Genomic DNA, 18,009 nt, shown 5'->3' with positions numbered 1-18,009 from the left:
GTTTCAAGCCACAATCCAAATACAATAAGAAACACAAGCAAACTTACATAACTCAACACCGATCAGCTAACAAACCTACATTCCCGACCAATTACGAATTAGGACGATCTCCTAACGTAACAGTGATCTTCATTTGCTTGCCGTCCCGGTAATACGTAATCTCCATGGTGTCGCCAACCTGCTTATGCTCATACAAATACCTTCTTAATTCCAACGTCGTAGAAATATCCTGCTTGTCGAATTTCACAATGACATCATTCAACTTGAACCCTGCCTCTTGGGCAGGTCCAGAGGCCTCTAAGACGATAACACCTGATGTAACTGACTTCGGCAGCTTCAAATCACTACGCTGTTCATCTGTAATGGGAGCATACTCATTTTCGAGATCAACCGTGTACACACCTAAATAAGGGCGAATCACCTTACCCTTTTTCATAAGCTGATCGACAACTTTCCCTACCTCGTGCATTGGAATCGCAAAACCGAGTCCTTCCGCTCCCGTAGAAGCGATTTTCATCGTATTAATACCAATGACACGTCCATGCAGATCAATTAGCGCACCGCCGCTATTTCCCTCATTAATTGCTGCATCTGTTTGGATGACGGTTTGTTCCCAATCGTAGACACCATCCCCATTTAAAGAAATAGGAATCATTCGATTCGTATAGCTAATAATGCCCGAAGTAAGCGAACCACCGAGTCCGAACGGATTGCCAATCGCAATAACCGTTTCACCCCGACGCAAACTGCGCGAATCGCCAAATTCCGCAATTTGATTTACGCCAGCACCATCGATCTTGAGCACAGCCAAGTCCGATATTTTATCTTTACCCACAACCTCTGCATGCTTGCGCTGTCCATTAGATAATACAATTTCCAATTGTTCAGCCCCGCTTACTACATGCTCATTTGTAAGGATATATGCGTCGTTATCTTTTTTCTCAAAAATAATGCCCGATCCCAAGCTAATATCATCCAGCCCTTGCTTGCTTTCCTCTTCCTCGATCGCCTTCTGCTTGTTTAGGATGCTAACGATCGTCGGGCTAGCCTTATCTGCTGCCTGCACAAGCAAATCATCATAAGCATTCGCAATCGTATCTATAGATGGTTCTGCTGCAGCGACTACAGTTGTTGGAGCTTGAGCATGAATGAGCCATGAATACATCAAAATAACAAAGGCTGCGCTCGTTATTGAGCTAACAATCGCAACCTGCAGCGTGGATAAACTGGTGTGCCGATGTGACCGACTTGCACGTTTCCAGTTCCATGTTTCCGCATGCTGCTTACGATTACCACTGAACCTGCTCCTGCGCGATACCTTTGACGAATAGAAATCATCATCGAACAAACCCATCCGCTCCAACTCCCCTGTAACCATGATTACGAACTGCTTATATGGTCAATACTATATTTAATGCAATTGCTTCTATTATCATGCTATGAATAATCATAGATTTTAATTCTCTTACATAACATTTATATCAATAGAATTGCTAGACAGCACCAATAGCTTGATTTCAACATAGCCAAGTTCTATGAATACGGTTTATTCCGTAGCTACCCATCCATGTAACACCTATATCAAATTTATATTAATAGGAGGTTGTAAACATGTCATTCCGAACTTATTCCGATTATCGTGATCACCATCAATTTCATTCCAATGCCGATGCTCAATCAGCGATGTGGTCCAATATTGATCTAATCGCCCAGATCGCTGATCTGAAGCAAGACAATTACCGCCTCACCCTTGCCCTCTCTACCTTAATGGAACTACTCGTTGAAAAGGGCATCGTAGAACAGGACGATATCTCGCGCAAAGCATTAGAGCTCGATCAATTTCTCGAACTTACAGACGAATGATAGACTTCTCACGTACATGATCCCATGCCGTTGGCCGATCATAGTGCGTATCAAGTACTTGAAGCTCTGATTCTTTATAAAAATGCCCATTGCTCTCCATAACATCCTGTACCGTCATGCGGGCAATATCTTTCTGATTATGCTCACGGCTTAAATGGGCTAGATACACTCTGCGCGTATTGCCTGTCACCACTTCACTCATTGCCTCACCAGCCGCTTCATTGGACAAGTGTCCCTTATCGCCGAGAATTCGCTGCTTAATATTCCATGGATAACGTCCCATGCGTAACATCTGAATATCATGATTCGACTCCAACACAAGTACATCTGCATCTGAGATCGCATCGCGAACTTTGTCCGACATATAACCGAGATCGGTCGCTACGCTCAGCTTGGTTTCGCCTTCGTAGAAATTGTAAGCCACCGGCTCGGCCGCATCATGGGAAATGCCAATCGATTCGACACGAAGATCGCCAAAGTCTTTCGCTTCGCCCGTATCCATCACAATTCGCTTTTCCTCTGCCAACTTGCCGACATGCTTCTGCAATGCCTCCCAGGTCTTCTCATTCGCGTATACAGGCACATCATATTTACGAGCGAATGCACCCAATCCCTTAACATGATCGGAATGCTCATGTGTAACGAGAATACCGTCAATACTTGAACCAGACAAGCCCTGCTCATGCAGCAGCTCGTCTGTTCGTTTGCAGCTCAAACCGACATCGATCATGAGCGTCGCATCGTCTGTCTTCACGACTGTACAATTGCCCGTAGAGCCGCTCGACAACACCGTAAATCGTAAGCTCATGCTTCCTTCTCCTTCTTATCCACCTGATAATGCTCAACAGCTGCATTATTGGCACTCACATAAAAAATATCATTTCCATTCTCTAGCACCACACGCCATACAGGTGCAGCTACTTGAATATCGGTATCAAACTGTTGGCCGTGATAGCCCAGCTTAATACTCTTAATAACAGAACCTGAAGGCAAATGGTCTTCGATTAACTTACCCAATGCCTTGGAGGCAGGCAGAACCGTCTGAGCCGGGGCTTCATCCGATTCTACTAACTCCATATATTGCTGACGATATTCTGTAATCTTCTGATTATCATAAAATAAATCCAAGCGTACATCGAATATAGGATATCCCGTCGGCATCATCTGATGCAGCACGAACATATTATCACGATAGGAATCGTCATACCAGTACTCTTCAATATGCGGAATTTCATCCTCTAGAGCAGCTATGGTCTCGGAGTGAGAAAACACCACTTTACCAAGCTCTTCATTTATTAAAGGTACAGGTTGATCCTGCTTCACCTTGTAACGATACGTAATTTCTCGCAATGAAGGAGTCTCAGAAGGAATGGGTCCCTTAATCTGAATCTGCTTCTCCTCCATCGTACGAATCGTCTCCGCTGATAGAGACCTCCAGTCCTTATCAGAGTGCATCCGATCGCGTATATCCTGCCAGAGCTGATAACCGAGCACGATATTTAAGGCTAGAAAGGCATAAATTAATATGCTCTTAGCGCGACCCCAATCCATAACTGCTCCTCCTTTCATTTCGAGCTCATTTATATAACCCAATCCGTTGTTCCATCCTGATACGTAACTTGCCAAGCAGGGGTGAGCTTCATTCCCTCTTCTATCAGGACAGGTTTATATACTGGTTGTACGTCTGTAATTTCTGAGTAACGCTCCATTTGCTTGAGCTTCTTTAACAATGCGTCGCCCGCAGGAAGCTTGCGTAGCTCTCTTTGCGTCGCATGGCCACCTAACTTAATAAGCGAACGATCATACGTCGTAACCATTCCATTTTGCAAAGTAACCTGTACGTAGCCGAACTTAAGTGCCGAATTCATAATAATCGGATAAGAACCCCAATATTGTTGGAATCGCACTCGACTGTGCTTACCATGAAGCGATTGAAGCATGGGATTCGATTGATCGTTCTCTGTTCCATCCTTAATTAAGGACAATCGATACGTACCATTCCATCCTCCATGCTGATTCACAAAGGAAATGGCTTTTAATACATCGCTTGTCGCATCACTTTGTCCTTCTGCCGGTGCACTTGGATCGGAATAGGTTACCCAATGATGCTCTTGATTTACTTGCAATCCTCGTTTACTGTCCGTGTAAATGACAGAACCGTTCGCTTCGGTAATTATTTTCGTTAGCGTCGGATCGAAAAATAAACTGTTCTGCATCTCCTCCGGCGTAAATATTTGATAAGGCATAACGAGCTGCGTCATCTCATACGGCTCAACAGGGATATAAAATGCGTCATCTACACGCTTAAAGGCTGGCACACCTCTTCCAAACTCAACTTGTACCTTTACATCCTGTACGGTTAAGTCTGCTCTCGTAGACTCATAGACACGTCCATTATTGTCTGTCACGAAAAGCACCCGCACCTGATTCATATCTTCTAATGCATATATCCATATTTCACGAATGTTTTCATTCATGAACGCAGAATCATCTTCATTAATAGGAATAACTTTTTCTAGCAGCTTCGCAGGTATAGCGGATTCAAATTGCAACTCAATCCCCTCATACTCGCGACGAATCTGCTTCCAATCAATAGTTTCCGCAGATTTCACCTGGAAAGCCTCGAACGATCTACCTTTTAATCGATTCAGCACAATATTGTAAAACGGTACGTCCGGATACAACATCGCGTGCTTGTCATTCCCTAAATGAAGAATAATTTGATTAGGATAAATCAAATTTTCTACCTTTAGCTCCTGGCCAAGAGGCCGTACCGGCATATATTCATTCTCCCGCTTCATAACTGCATTGAAGTTCGGCATGTTATAGGTCAGGAAGAAGCTCTGCGCCAGGCTTGTTACAATAAGCACTGCCAGCACAATCGACTTTGCTTGCTCCTTCACCCTAATCACTTCCTTCTTCAATCATTTTAGGCTGAGACAGATTGTCCTTGTCCTCTACATGGCCGGCAACATCTTCTTTGGTGTGAATAACAGCTGGGAGTGTAAACGTAACTTGCGTACCTTGCTCCCATTCCGAGTCAATCGTAATCGTTCCACCGTGTACCCTTATAATTTCCCGGGCAATCGATAAGCCTAATCCTGTACCGCCCATACTGCGCGAACGAGCTTTGTCCACACGATAAAAACGATCAAAAATGCGCGCAATATCCTTCTTCGGGATACCCATACCGTTATCTTCTATGGTTACAGCCACCATACTGCTATCCTCTATCCAAGCCGCTCGCAAGCGAATTGTTCCATGCTCAGGCGTGTATTTAACTGCATTGGACAATACATTGTCCAATACCTGGTCGATTTGATCACGATCCATAACAAGGGATTCAATGCCAGACTCTATTTCTAGACGAGCATCGATCCGCTTCTTACGGAATTGGAAAGAGAATCGATCCATTGCTTCATCCAGAAGTTCCGACACATCCGTTAGCTGCATACGCAAGCTAGCCTGCTTCGAATCCAAGCGTGATAAGTGCAGCAAATCGGTTACTAGACGAATCATTCGCTCTGTTTCATTGCGAATAACGCCAACGAATCGTCCTGCTAGCTCTGGCTCATCCAATGCACCATCATCCAGTGCCTCTGTGTAGCTCTTAATCGTCGTTAGTGGTGTTCTAAGCTCATGAGATACATTGGCTACAAATTCACGACGTGACTGATCCAACTTCTCCTGCTCCGTTACATCTCGCAGAACGAAGATGGTACCTGTTGTCCCTTCACCACGACGATGAATAGGACTAAATGTTACGCGCAGTATCGATTCATGTTCATTAGCTGCGGTACCTTCATCCAAATATGAGCTGTAGGGCAGTAGCATCCAGTTCACTTGCCCATCGATCTGCTTCTGTAACACATCTAATGAGATGTTCAGCATCTTGGCAATATCTTTGCCCTCTGCATCGCTTTCCTTCATCCCAAGAAGCTCGCTAGCTCCTCGGTTCATAAGAATGACCCTACCTTGCTCATCCGTAGCAATTACGCCGTCACTCATATTCGTCAAGATTGATGCTAGCTTCTCATTTTCCTCTTCATTTACACTCAGCGCTTCTTGAAGACGCCTTGTCATATGATTGAAAGCCTCGCTCAAATGGCCAATTTCATCATTTCCAAGCACCGGAACAGTTCCTTCAAAGTTCCCTTCAGCTACTTTGGCTGCCTGTCTAGTCACTTCGGTAATCGGCTGTGTAATCGTATGGGCAAGTATAATGCCCAGAGCAGCCGTTAGACCAAGCGCAATGATCATTCCAGATAAAAAGATTTGATTGATCGAGTCGATCGTTTCATATAAATCTTCCATAGAAGCAACGATATACACGGCGCCAACCACTCCGCCATCAACAGAGTTGGCTATTATCGGCTTCGCCATAACCTTTTTCCGAACATTATGCTCGTCGATAATAGCCTCTTCATTCTCGGGTATCCCTTGTAAGGAGCGGCTGACGACGGTTTCCGTATTTTTACGACCGATATAGCCGCGATGAGCTTGTACAGAGGTCGCCAACACTCGACCTGTATCATCGAGCACCTGTATCTCTACACCATTCATCGTAAATAACGTCTGCAAAATATTATTGAGTTCATCCCGCAATTTCTGATCGGGCGTTCCCTCGTTCTCTTCCAGCTTAGGAGCTGCGAGAAGTTGTACGATACTCGCTGTCTTATTGAGATCGTCTGTAAAATTCGTCGTAAACAAATCCTTCATCGTACTGATGAAATAGACGCCGATCAACTGCATCGCAATAAGAATAAGCAGCACATAGATAATAATCAGCTTTGCCTGAATCGTACGAAAGAAACGACTCACCCATGCAACCATTACAGTCCTCCGTTATTCGGATTACGCATCATATAACCAAGACCACGGCGCGTAATAATATATTCAGGCTTGCTAGGGTCATCTTCGATTTTCTCACGCAGTCGACGTATCGTTACATCTACCGTGCGAACATCTCCGAAGTATTCATAGCCCCATACCGCTTGCAATAAATGCTCACGCGTCATGACCTTGCCATTATTTTTCACTAAATAGTACAGCAATTCATACTCACGATGTGTGAGATCAAGTGCTTTCTTATTTTTATATACAAGATACATATCGGTATCGATTAACAGCTCATGCAAACGAATTCCCTGCTTGTCCTGCTCATCTACACCTGCTGCTTCAGCGGCTGGATCTGCCTTCTGGCGACGTAAATGTGCCTTTACCCGCGCGAGTAGTTCACGTGTACTGAATGGTTTCGTCACATAATCATCAGCACCCAATTCAAGACCTAATACTTTGTCCAGCTCCGTATCCTTCGCAGTCAGCATAATGATCGGCATATGACGATGCTGGCGCACTTCACGGCAAACATCCATACCGTCTTTACCAGGTAGCATTAGATCAAGCAAAATAAGATCTGGCTTCTCCGACAATGCCAGCTCTACTGCTTGGTTGCCATCGAAAGCGCAGACGACTTCGTAGCCCTCTTTTTCTAAGTTGAATTTCAAAATATCCGCAATCGGCTGTTCATCATCCACGACTAATATTTTGCCGTACATGAACTCCACCTCACTTTAAATTCCATCGAATCTTATTCGTCTATTGTAGCATACTTCCTTTATTCCCCCGATAGCAAACGTTGGACGTTTAAGAGCAATCTATATACTTCTTCTCGACCTACTTAAATCAAATAGGGGCTGTCCTTGTCACCTCCATGACATAGAACAGCCCCTGCATTTGTTATACGAAAGCAGTCAAATTTCATGATTCAATTCACTGCATACGTGATTATAAATATTTAAGTGGGTTTTGCGGTTCGCCATCTTTCAGGATCTCAAAGTGCAAATGTGTTCCTGTAGAATTACCCGTATTCCCCATAACACCGATAGCTTGACCTTGCTCAACGATATCGCCGGATTCAACGCTAATGGAGTCCAAGTGGGCATACATCGTAACGTAACCATTACCGTGATCAACCATGATCACGTTGCCGTAGCCGTTTTTTACACCAGCAAATGATACTCGGCCTTCATCAGAAGCCATAATCGTATGGTCACCTGATACGACATCAATGCCTTTGTGCAATCGGCCCCAACGTTGGCCAAAGCCACTCGTTAATACAGGTGAATTGACCGGATTAATAAAGTTGCCCGTTCCTTCTCCTGATACGACTTTTGTACCTTTAACTACAATTTTAGGAACAGATGGCTTAATAATCTCCTGACCTTGCCATTCTTCTTTGGTCATCATGCCATTGTCCTTGATAAGACGATACGACATACGTTTTAAGCCTTCCGTACCTTCACGAATGACCTTCGTCTCACCAGCAGCCATTTCCGGGTTTTCTCTCGTAATGACTTGCGGTTCTGTAACGATATACTCGCTGTACGCCTCTACCGTCTTCACAGTAAGCAGCGGATCTGGTTCCATCAAGTTTACTTGCTCTCCAACCTCAAGGAAGCCTTCTCCTACATTTGGGTTGTTACGATAAATCGATTCCATTGAGACATCGTTTGCTTTAGCAATAGAAGATAGCGTATCGCCTTTCTTAACCGTATAGCTTCTGGGCTGAGCAGTTCCTGTCGTTAACAGAGACAATGCTGCTTTCTCATTAAGCATTTTTCCCGGCTCTGTCTTAATTTCGTGCATGCTGACACGCTCACGGAGACTAACCGACTCTAGGCGAGACATCGCCTTCGTTGTCTTCTCCGAAGATGAAGTTAAGGCAGTTACAGGCTTAACTTCATTAAGCCCAACCTCATACTTGCCTTTTACCTGTGCCAAAATTCGTTCGGCTGTATCGTAATCTTTCACAATACCAACAGGCTTGCTGTTCACTTTCAATTGAACACCTGCTGCGTAAGTCGTAAGATGCTTGTCCAATTTTCCAAGTGTTTCACTTGTTGTAACTTCTGGCTTATATGCAATGTGCTCTTCTGTACGAATGCTGCTCGTATCGAGCTTCATGATCGCATCAGGATGTTTGGCTTGAATATTATTCAAATACGTATCATAGTAGCTATTCAAGTCCGATTGACTAGCAACCGTCCCTATATATTGATTGTCGCTATATACATGAAGGTAAGGTAGTCGGTTCGCTTGTACATAAGATGTACCTCCCCAAATAGCTGCTCCAACGATGGCTGCACCACTAATCGTCATTACTACCTGCTTGCGAGATTGTTGCAGTCGCGCTAGCAATGCTTGCTCTTTCATCTTGTTGCTCAGTGCAGTCGCCCATCGCTTCCAGCCAGTATGGGGTTGTTGAACATCGACGTTTTCTGTTGTCCCCTCATGCTGAGAATGATTGTTTGATGGTTTCATGCTTAGCTCCTTACTATTCCTTCAAAATATGGACCGAATCTTTATCGTACAATGCGTTCGAATATAACATGTTGTCTACTAGCAAATAGTTAACGAATTGTCACCTTTTACAATGTAACATAGGTCAAAGTTGAGATGCAACCGACAGCAGTTCGTAACACGATACGTTCACCAAATATCCACTATCTTCTTCCATATCCTGCACCAAGATCAAAAATAACCTCCATCTATATATAGATGGAGGCCCATTTTTCTTGCATACTATGCATGCAATCAACACTTTCGATACGATACCAAAGTACAATTACTATTCTCTCATTTATTTTATCGTAATTGTAAATCCAGCTAAACTCTAAGCTAGTGCAGCTAGAGAAGCTACTGCAGCTCAGTATCTTCTCTACTATTTGTACTACTATTATTCGTACTACCCTCATTAGCCTGCGCTTGCTGCGTTTGCTTGCTGCTGCCGGTCAAAATCTCCCGCATTTGTTTATACTCTTCATCATTCAAATGCTTTGCTAATATTTGTTCCATTTCTATAAGCTCAGTTGCTGTTAATCCCTCTTCCATCAGCGTGGATATACGCTGCCAATCATCAGCAGGAAGCTTCTTCATTAACGTACTGAACAGCTTCTCCTTCGTCTGCTCCGTCAGTTTATCCTTACCCTCAACGATAGCTTCAGGCGTAACTAATACACGATTTCCTGATTCAGCAGATTCATTCATGCTCCCACCCCAGACAGGCATAGCGGCATCAGCATCAGAGGTTGATCCGTTCTGCGCACCTGCACCTGATGTATTAGGTGCCTCTGCTTCATTCCCACTACGGCCGCCTGGAAGCTGCTGCTCTCGCATAATCCCTTGTTGCGCCTTTGCCCGATTAGGGGGCTGCTCGTTTGATTGAGCATTCTCACGTGTTTCTATGTCGCCAATGGGCTGTTCAAGCTTGGCCCCATTCCATAAACTGCTCCACAGTGACATGGCCGTTAATGGCTTTTTTTCAATGGGCAGTTGAAACTGTTGAATTGTCGTCTGCAAATACTGATCAACAACCAGTGCGGTTGTCCCAATAGTCAATAAACTTGTAATGACACTAATAACGATAAATGCCGCCAACATCCTTAGCCAGCGAATGAAAAATCGCATATGATCCTGTCTCCTTCCGTATCCTTCACGCTCACAATGCCACTGTCAGCTGCATTCGGAAGAAGATCTTGATGTCACAACAACTAATACTGATGTGCTGACTAGATTAGGCAATACTTCTTAGTATCACCCATCAAACTAGCATTTATGCGCCATACGCAATCAAAAAGGCGCCTATTCTCACTGCAATTACAGTAAGAATAGAACGCCCTAGAACGAACAATTAATGATAAAGATTCAATTAGCGATAAATGTTACGAACTTGGTTCGTTTGCTCACGGTTACGGCCAACGGAGAAGATCGAGATCGGAATACCTGTAAGCTCAGATACACGTTTCACATAGTTACGAGTCGTCTCTGGCAATTCATCAAGAGACTTGCACTGTGTAATATCTTCAGACCAACCTGGCATTTCTTCATAAATCGCTTCACATTCGCCAAGTGTTTTCAAGTTCGCAGGGTAATGCTCGATGATCTCACCACGGTACTTGTAAGCTGTACAAATCTTAACTGTCTTAAGACCAGACAGAACGTCCAAAGAGTTCAAGGACAACCCTGTAATACCGCTCACGCGACGCGCGTGACGAACAACAACCGTATCGAACCAGCCTACACGACGAGGACGACCTGTTGTCGTACCGTACTCATGACCCGCTTCACGGATATAGTGACCAACTTCATCATCCAATTCCGTTGGGAATGGGCCGTCACCAACACGAGTTGTGTATGCTTTCGCAACACCAATAACTTCTTGAATCTTGGAAGGACCTACGCCCGAACCGATACACACGCCGCCCGCAGTTGGGTTGGAGGATGTAACATACGGATACGTACCTTGGTCGATATCCAACATAACGCCTTGTGCGCCTTCGAAGAGTACTTTCTTGCCTGTGTCAATTGCATCGTTCAATGCAACAGAAGTATCTGTTACGTAAGGACGAATGAATTCAGCATATTCCAAATACTCTTTCAATGTAGCTTCGATATCCAGCGGCTCACCGCCGTACATCTTGATCAACTCGTTTTTCTCATTTGCCATATGACGGAATTTCTTCGTGAACTCTTCCTCATCAAGCAAATCAGTAATACGAATACCGATACGCGCAGCCTTGTCCATGTAAGCAGGACCGATACCTTTACGTGTCGTACCAATCTTGTTAGGACCTTTGCGCTCTTCTTCCAGCTCATCCTGAACCATATGGTATGGCAAGATGATATGAGCACGATCGCTGATGCGAAGATTATCCGTTGTAAATCCATTATCATGAATGTAAGTAATCTCTTCAATTAATGCCTTCGGATTGATAACCATACCATTACCGATGACGCACAACTTATCGCCGTAGAAAATACCGGACGGAATCAAGTGCAACTTGTATTTCTTGTTATCGATAAGTATTGTGTGGCCCGCGTTGTTACCACCTTGGTAGCGCGCAACAACATCTGCGCTTTCCGCGAGAAAGTCTGTAATTTTTCCTTTACCTTCATCGCCCCATTGGGTTCCTACAACAACAACTGTGGACATAAAACCATACCCCCATCGGGTGTTTCACACACCAATATTCGCTGCTTCGATCCATGATGATAGCTTGTTATCGATCAAAGTCAGCAATCCAAGTGTAGCAGTCTGAGCGAACAAAGTCAACGTAAAAGCGAACAATAAACATTTAACGATGATCATTGTTCGGAATATTGTCCAATATTGTCAAATGAGACAAGAAGACCGCTGCCATTCTATACAAAAAGCAAATGCCTTTGTATAGGAACGAACAGCGGTCTTTCAACCAACTGAAGCTTAAGCGGCATTTATCAGCTTTATTATCCCGCATAAGGATCAGCTTGATTCCGCTCGTAGCTTACGAATTTATTGAAATTTTTGAGAAACACCAATTCAACCGTACCAACGGGCCCATTACGCTGTTTCGCGATAATGATCTCGATGATGTTCTTCTTCTCGGATTCTTTATCGTAGTAATCGTCACGATACAGGAACGCAACGATATCGGCATCCTGCTCGATGGAACCAGATTCACGAAGGTCAGACATCATTGGCCGCTTATCCTGCCGCTGCTCTACCCCACGACTAAGCTGAGATAGTGCAATAACGGGAACTTCCAACTCACGGGCAATCATTTTAAGGGTACGGGAAATCTCGGATACTTCCTGCTGACGATTCTCGCCTGCCTTACCGCGACCTGAAATAAGCTGCAAGTAATCAATGAGAATCATGCCAAGGCCATGTTCTTTCTTCAAACGACGGCACTTAGCGCGAATATCCGCAACCGTTATCCCTGGTGTATCGTCGATGAAGATTTGTGCTTCGGATAACGAAGCAATCGACATCGTCAGCTTCTCCCAATCATCATCTTCCAGCTTACCGCTGCGCAAGCGAGTCGCGTCTACATTAGACTCCGCACAGATCATACGTTGCACAAGCTGTGCGGCGGACATCTCTAGACTAAAAATAGCGACAGTCTCCTTGGCACGAACTCCGACGTTCTGCGCTACATTCAGTGCGAACGCGGTCTTACCAACGGATGGACGAGCCGCTACAATAATCAAGTCACTGCGTTGGAATCCGGACGTCATTTTGTCCAAATCCGTAAATCCAGATGGAATCCCTGTCGTACCTTCCGCCTGTTCCGATAGCATTTCCACTCGATCAAAGACTTCCATAAGTACATCCTTAATCGCAATGAAGCCGCTGGAAGAGCGACGATTCGATATTTCTAGAATGCGACGTTCTGCATCGCTTAAGAGTGCGCCAATATTGTCCTCGCCTGTATACCCTTCACTAGCAATCTGTGTTGCTGTGCGAATAAGACGACGGAGCATCGACTTCTCTTCAATAATTTGCGCGTAGTAATCCACATTCGCAGCTGTTGGAACTGCATTAGCCAGCTGTGACAAATAGGATACATTCCCGATGTCATCTAGCTGATTCTTTGACTGAAGCTTCGCAGCCAACGTGACGATATCGATCGGCTGACCTTCTTCGCCCAGCTCGATCATCGCCTCATATATAATTTGATGGGCAGGCTGATAGAAGTCTTCAGCCTGCACCCGCTCCATAGATGTAATTAATGCCTCTGATTGCAACAAGATTGCACCGAGCACGGCCTGCTCAGCTTCAGCATGCTGCGGTGGAACTCGATCGACTTGAAAGTCGTTCATCTTACTCCTCCGTTACATGAACCTTCAACGTTCCACGCACTTCAGGATGCAGCTTCACCGTAACATTGCTGTATCCCAGTGAGCGAATCGGTTCTGCTAATTCGATTTTGCGTTTGTCTATTTTCACGTTCATCTTTTGCATCGCTTCCGCAATTTGTTTAGATGTAATAGCTCCAAATAGACGACCACCTTCACCGGCTTTCGTCTTAACGACTACTGTCATCTCTCCCAGCTTCGCTGCAAGCGCCTCAGCATCTAACTTCTCTTGCTCTTTGCGCTTATCTTCCGATTTCTGCTGCTGTTCGAGCGTCTTCAGATTGCCATCTGTCGCTGGACGACCTAAACCTCGCGGAATAAGAAAGTTCAACGCGTACCCTTCAGATACTTCCTTTACTTGTCCCTTTTTTCCTTGTCCTTTGACGTCTTGCAGCAATATGACCTTCATTCGAACAACCCCTCTTCTGCTTCGATTTCTGCTAGTACCTGTTTGAGCTGTTTCTCTGCTTCATCCAAGGTACATTGCAATTGTACGGCCGCATTCGTCAGATGTCCGCCCCCACCAAGTCGTTCCATTACTACTTGCACATTCATTTGGCCAAGCGAGCGAGCGCTTATAGCAATATAGCCATCTGGACGCTCACTAATAACGAACGATGCCAATACACCTGTCATATTTAACAGCGTATCAGCTACTTGTGCGATCAGCAACTGAGAAAATTTGCGGCCAGGTTCCGTTACTGCGATCGCAATATGATCATAGTACATTTCCGCATGGCGAATAACTTCTGCCTTTTCAATATACTCTTTCAGGTCTTCCTTCAGCATACGCTGAATGAGCGCTGTATCTGCGCCGTGGCGGCGCAAGAAGCTAGCCGCATCGAACGTTCGTGAACCGGTACGAAGTGAGAAATGCTTCGTATCTACCGTAATACCAGCTAACAACGCTGTTGATTCCAATACACTAAGATGGAGTCGATTATGAATATACTGCAACAACTCCGTTACTAGCTCTGCTGTTGAAGATGCATACGGCTCCAAATAAACCAGCACGGCATCAGAGATAAACTCCTCGCCTCTGCGATGGTGATCAATAATAACAATTCGATCCGTTGCTTGCAGCAACCTTGGCTCTTCTACCATAGAAGCTTTATGAGTATCAACGACGATGACTAAGCTATCATCCGTCGCCATCTCCAACGCCTCTTGCTTAGAAATGAAACGCGACCACAGCAGCTCATCCTTCTTCAATTCCGCTACTAAGCGGTCAATTGAAGGATTGCTCTCCTCCAGCACGATGTAAGCTTCCGTTTCCATCATGCGGCACGCGTTCAACACGCCAATCGCTGACCCGACCGAATCGGTGTCGGGATTGCGGTGTCCCATAATAAACACCGCATCGCTCTGGCGAATGAAATCGCGCAGCGCATGTGCAATGACGCGCGCACGCACGCGCGTCCGCTTCTCTACGGCGTTGGACTTCCCGCCGTAGAAGGACAGCCGCTGGCCGACCCGCACAGCTACTTGGTCGCCGCCGCGGCCCAGCGCAATGTCCAAGCTCGATTGCGCTAACTGTCCAAGTTCTACGATGGATTCTAGCCCCGCAGCAAAGCCCATGCTCAGCGTCACTGGCAGCTTGCTCTCCATCGTCAGTTCCCGCACTTCGTCTAGTACAACGAAACGCGTCTGTTCAAGTGCCTTCAGCGTCTGTACGTCCATCACCATGAACTGACGCTCAGAAGACAAACGCTTCATCAGAATGCCGTTCTCCGCGGCCCATTCTGTAAGATGCGCAACCACCTTGGCTAACAAACCTGCCCGCTGTTGATCATCTAAACCTTGCATAGACTCTTCCAAGTTATCCAGCACAACGATGCCAACAGCCATCCGTTCGCCTTCATAACGAGCACGAAGCGCCGCCATTTCAGATATGTCTGTGAAGTAAATAAGACGCTCTTCTGCGACAACCTGTACTTGAAGCAATCGCCCACCCATTTCAAGCTCGATCGGCAAATGTTTATCTTTGTGAAGATTTAACTTCGGAAATACCTCTTCGAGACGTTCTCCGACGAGACTACCTTCACCTTTCAAACCTTTCAACACTTCTACATATCGGTTGCTCCATTCAATTACCCGCTGATCACTATACAGCACAATGCCATAAGGCAGCTCAGTTACCGCATCATCAACGGCCCGCTTCACACGCAATCCAAGTGTAGATAAATATGCCTCCATCTCCGCCCGGAAATTGCGTTCAGCAGCCAACGTGATAAGAAGCAGTGCGGCAAAGCCGATAAATCCTAGAAATCCAATTATCCAATTGTAATAAGCGACAACGAGAGTTAATACAAGTACATAAAGCATGGACCAGCTGTTATGCCTTGCGAACCAGCGTTGAAACCATATTTTCGGCATCGATGCTCACCCTATTGCTTTGGTCTAGAGACTGCTTGGCGCAGTGGAAACGCCATATCTATAATGCCGACAAGTCGGCAAATATATTGAAACGGCGGGAAAAGGACAACAAATATCGTTAATGTTACAGGCAATGCTCGTTTCCAACCTTTGAAATCGGCGTAGAAGAACAAGAAAGATACACCTTGTACAATAAAGGCTACTTGCAAAATTTCATACAAGTTAACAATGACTAAAGTAAGGAATGAACCAGCTTCTTTCACGATAACCAGCTCAAGAATCATGGCAACTAAGTAATACCATAACAATGACTTCGGCAGCATCCAATACTTAACTGGCTTCATACGCTGTACCGAAACACCTTGTGCTGTCAGTAGTCTGCGACTAATTGCATACGTAATGGAGCCCATATAGACCGCACCTGCTATCAGCAAGGACGGGAGTCTCATACTAATGTATGCAACCTGTTCATCAACAGAAGGCATATTCGGCATAACAACACCCATATCAGCAGCCAGCTTCTGATACTGTGTAAGATACTCATGTAAGTACGTTGTAATATCGACTTGGAACAAGTAGCTTGTTAGCCCTAATGCTAATAAAGATTGAATCAGAAAAGCTAATGTGCCGCCTACAAATACCGACCACCCCGACCGCTGGCGCTTGAATAAATAGCCCATAACGATAGCAGGGATAATAAAATACAGTGATATAAGTACGACAATAGAGCCAATGGGCTGTAACAGTAAAAACACGATGAGCAGCACTGCCGCTATACATGCCATAAATGCTGCCGTTGATAACGTCGTAAATAATACAACAAACGGTATAGCAACAAAGCTCATCGTAATTGGTTGCATCAGCGTCCCGAATGATAGCAGCAGCACCAGTGCAGCAACTACCCATCCGATCGCCGTCCAGCGGTTGTTCAAGATGTTCACCTCTTGCGTAAATGTTCTTCCAACTTTGAAATATCCTGATACCAGTCTTCCAACTGATGACCTTCTTTTTTGAATTGATGCAATTTGTCTAAGATGCTGTTGTCGAGATCCTTATAAGAAATACCAACTCGACGACCTAGGATGTAACTGCTCACGATAAGACTTGCCAGACTGTCCAACACTTTCGTCGTGCTTCCTTCCCACAACGACTTGAATAGGCGTGCCGTATAATCCATCACTTCTGTCTTAAGCCACTCAATGACTTTGAGCCGTTTGGCCACATCCATATCCTTGGGCATCGTTACAAATTCACACCCCTTCAATACGAGCATTACATTCCATTATATCATTAATTATTAGGCATCCATAGCTTTCGTCATGAACTGCTCACAATATTCAATAATTTGACTACGACGAACAATACCAATGAATCTCTGCCTATCATCAACGACCGGAACAAAGTTCTGTACCTTTGCCAACTTAACCAAATCTTCCATGTTCGAATCTATACGCACTGCTTTAATTTTCTTATTAAGTGGAACTTCACTGAGTAGAAAAAGGGAAGCCGTTTCAAATGTAATGTCCCCATTTGAATTTTTCATATGCCACAACAAATCGCCCTCTGTGACCGTACCTACATATTCCCCTTCATCATTAATAATCGGAACTGACGTGTAGCGATGATATTCCATTCGCTCCAGCGTCTGCCTTAGTGTAGATTGGTTGCTTACGCATACAACCTCATGCTTGGGCAGTAAGAAAAATGCGATGTTCATCCGTTCAGTCTCCTCCTCAAACTTTCCATATCTTTAAATTAACACATTCTAGGATAGAAAATCGAGTAGGAGGGGGCGCCTAGCCCCCGTCCTCTCACACCACCGTACATGCGGGTCCGCATACGGCGGTTCCAAAAGGTTAACAAAGTTCTACATAACGAGTAACTAAACTTCTCAGCCCTTTCGCTTCCCAGTAAGAAGTCGGTAGGGCGTTATTTGTGTTTCGAGACATTTCCCACGCTCCACGCCTTGAGTTTGCCATCATTCGGCACACCCATTCAGGAACACCAAGTGCTCGAAGCTCTCGTATTCGGGTGCGTACACGTTTCCATTGCTTCCATAAACACATCCGCAATCGTCGACGAATCCATTGG

At 45.0% G+C, this 18,009-nt stretch carries 16 protein-coding genes and 1 pseudogene; 1 reads left to right on the top strand and 16 read right to left on the bottom strand.

What is annotated here, in order from left to right:
* Window positions 1-91 precede the first annotated feature (91 nt).
* On the bottom strand, window positions 92-1,354 hold the full coding sequence (locus IFO66_RS06090; protein WP_192024647.1) for a S1C family serine protease: 1,263 nt from the start codon (window positions 1,352-1,354) through the stop codon (window positions 92-94).
* A 257-nt stretch (window positions 1,355-1,611) separates the two neighbouring features.
* Between IFO66_RS06090 and IFO66_RS06085 the strand changes: the two genes are divergently transcribed.
* Window positions 1,612-1,863, top strand: coding sequence for a hypothetical protein (locus IFO66_RS06085; protein WP_420488651.1), 252 nt, complete (start codon window positions 1,612-1,614; stop codon window positions 1,861-1,863).
* Here IFO66_RS06085 and IFO66_RS06080 read toward each other — a convergent pair.
* The 15 genes and pseudogenes from IFO66_RS06080 to IFO66_RS23710 form a co-directional block, all read right to left on the bottom strand.
* Entirely contained in the window at window positions 1,850-2,671 is an 822-nt protein-coding gene (locus tag IFO66_RS06080; RefSeq protein ID WP_192024299.1) for an MBL fold metallo-hydrolase, read from the bottom strand. The genes IFO66_RS06085 and IFO66_RS06080 overlap by 14 nt on opposite strands.
* The gene (yycI, locus tag IFO66_RS06075) at window positions 2,668-3,414 is read right to left on the bottom strand and encodes a two-component system regulatory protein YycI (RefSeq protein WP_192024298.1); all 747 of its coding nucleotides are present in this window, start codon (window positions 3,412-3,414) and stop codon (window positions 2,668-2,670) included. The genes IFO66_RS06080 and yycI overlap by 4 nt, the downstream gene beginning before the upstream one ends.
* Window positions 3,415-3,443: 29 nt before the next feature.
* On the bottom strand, window positions 3,444-4,766 hold the full coding sequence (locus tag IFO66_RS06070; protein WP_192024297.1) for a two-component system activity regulator YycH: 1,323 nt from the start codon (window positions 4,764-4,766) through the stop codon (window positions 3,444-3,446).
* 1 nt (window position 4,767) lies between these two features.
* A complete protein-coding gene (gene walK, locus IFO66_RS06065; protein WP_192024296.1) occupies window positions 4,768-6,696 on the bottom strand; it encodes a cell wall metabolism sensor histidine kinase WalK in 1,929 nt (642 codons plus the stop codon).
* On the bottom strand, window positions 6,696-7,421 hold the full coding sequence (yycF, locus tag IFO66_RS06060; protein WP_192024295.1) for a response regulator YycF: 726 nt from the start codon (window positions 7,419-7,421) through the stop codon (window positions 6,696-6,698). Before yycF ends, walK begins: the two co-directional genes overlap by 1 nt.
* A gap of 229 nt (window positions 7,422-7,650) precedes the next feature.
* On the bottom strand, window positions 7,651-9,186 hold the full coding sequence (locus IFO66_RS06055; RefSeq protein WP_225445546.1) for a peptidoglycan DD-metalloendopeptidase family protein: 1,536 nt from the start codon (window positions 9,184-9,186) through the stop codon (window positions 7,651-7,653).
* A 375-nt stretch (window positions 9,187-9,561) separates the two neighbouring features.
* Window positions 9,562-10,332, bottom strand: coding sequence for a spore coat protein (locus tag IFO66_RS06050; RefSeq protein ID WP_192024294.1), 771 nt, complete (start codon window positions 10,330-10,332; stop codon window positions 9,562-9,564).
* A 241-nt stretch (window positions 10,333-10,573) separates the two neighbouring features.
* Complete coding sequence (locus IFO66_RS06045) at window positions 10,574-11,857, bottom strand: adenylosuccinate synthase (RefSeq protein ID WP_192024293.1); 1,284 nt, start codon at window positions 11,855-11,857, stop codon at window positions 10,574-10,576.
* A gap of 293 nt (window positions 11,858-12,150) precedes the next feature.
* On the bottom strand, window positions 12,151-13,506 hold the full coding sequence (dnaB, locus tag IFO66_RS06040) for a replicative DNA helicase (protein ID WP_192024292.1): 1,356 nt from the start codon (window positions 13,504-13,506) through the stop codon (window positions 12,151-12,153).
* Between the two features lies 1 nt (window position 13,507).
* Window positions 13,508-13,951 (bottom strand): 50S ribosomal protein L9, encoded by a 444-nt coding sequence (gene rplI, locus IFO66_RS06035; RefSeq protein ID WP_192024291.1) that lies wholly within the window; start codon window positions 13,949-13,951, stop codon window positions 13,508-13,510.
* Window positions 13,948-15,918 (bottom strand): DHH family phosphoesterase, encoded by a 1,971-nt coding sequence (locus IFO66_RS06030; RefSeq protein WP_192024290.1) that lies wholly within the window; start codon window positions 15,916-15,918, stop codon window positions 13,948-13,950. Before IFO66_RS06030 ends, rplI begins: the two co-directional genes overlap by 4 nt.
* 11 nt (window positions 15,919-15,929) lie before the next feature.
* On the bottom strand, window positions 15,930-16,850 hold the full coding sequence (locus IFO66_RS06025) for a DUF2232 domain-containing protein (protein WP_192024289.1): 921 nt from the start codon (window positions 16,848-16,850) through the stop codon (window positions 15,930-15,932).
* Between the two features lie 5 nt (window positions 16,851-16,855).
* Window positions 16,856-17,158 carry a MazG-like family protein gene (locus IFO66_RS06020; protein WP_028594543.1) on the bottom strand — a complete coding sequence of 101 codons (303 nt, stop codon included), beginning with the start codon at window positions 17,156-17,158 and terminating at the stop codon, window positions 16,856-16,858.
* Window positions 17,159-17,215: 57 nt separating this feature from the next.
* Window positions 17,216-17,635: a CBS domain-containing protein gene (locus IFO66_RS06015; RefSeq protein ID WP_192024288.1), complete on the bottom strand. Its 420-nt coding sequence runs from the start codon at window positions 17,633-17,635 to the stop codon at window positions 17,216-17,218.
* Between the two features lie 139 nt (window positions 17,636-17,774).
* Window positions 17,775-18,009 (bottom strand): annotated as a pseudogene (locus IFO66_RS23710) (group II intron reverse transcriptase/maturase); the annotation flags it as partial.

This window comes from Paenibacillus arenosi, assembly GCF_014841135.1.
GTDB classification, from domain to species: domain Bacteria; phylum Bacillota; class Bacilli; order Paenibacillales; family Paenibacillaceae; genus Paenibacillus_B; species Paenibacillus_B arenosi.
Note: the sequence above shows the minus strand (reverse complement) of the source record. Positions and strands in the feature narration are given on the sequence as shown.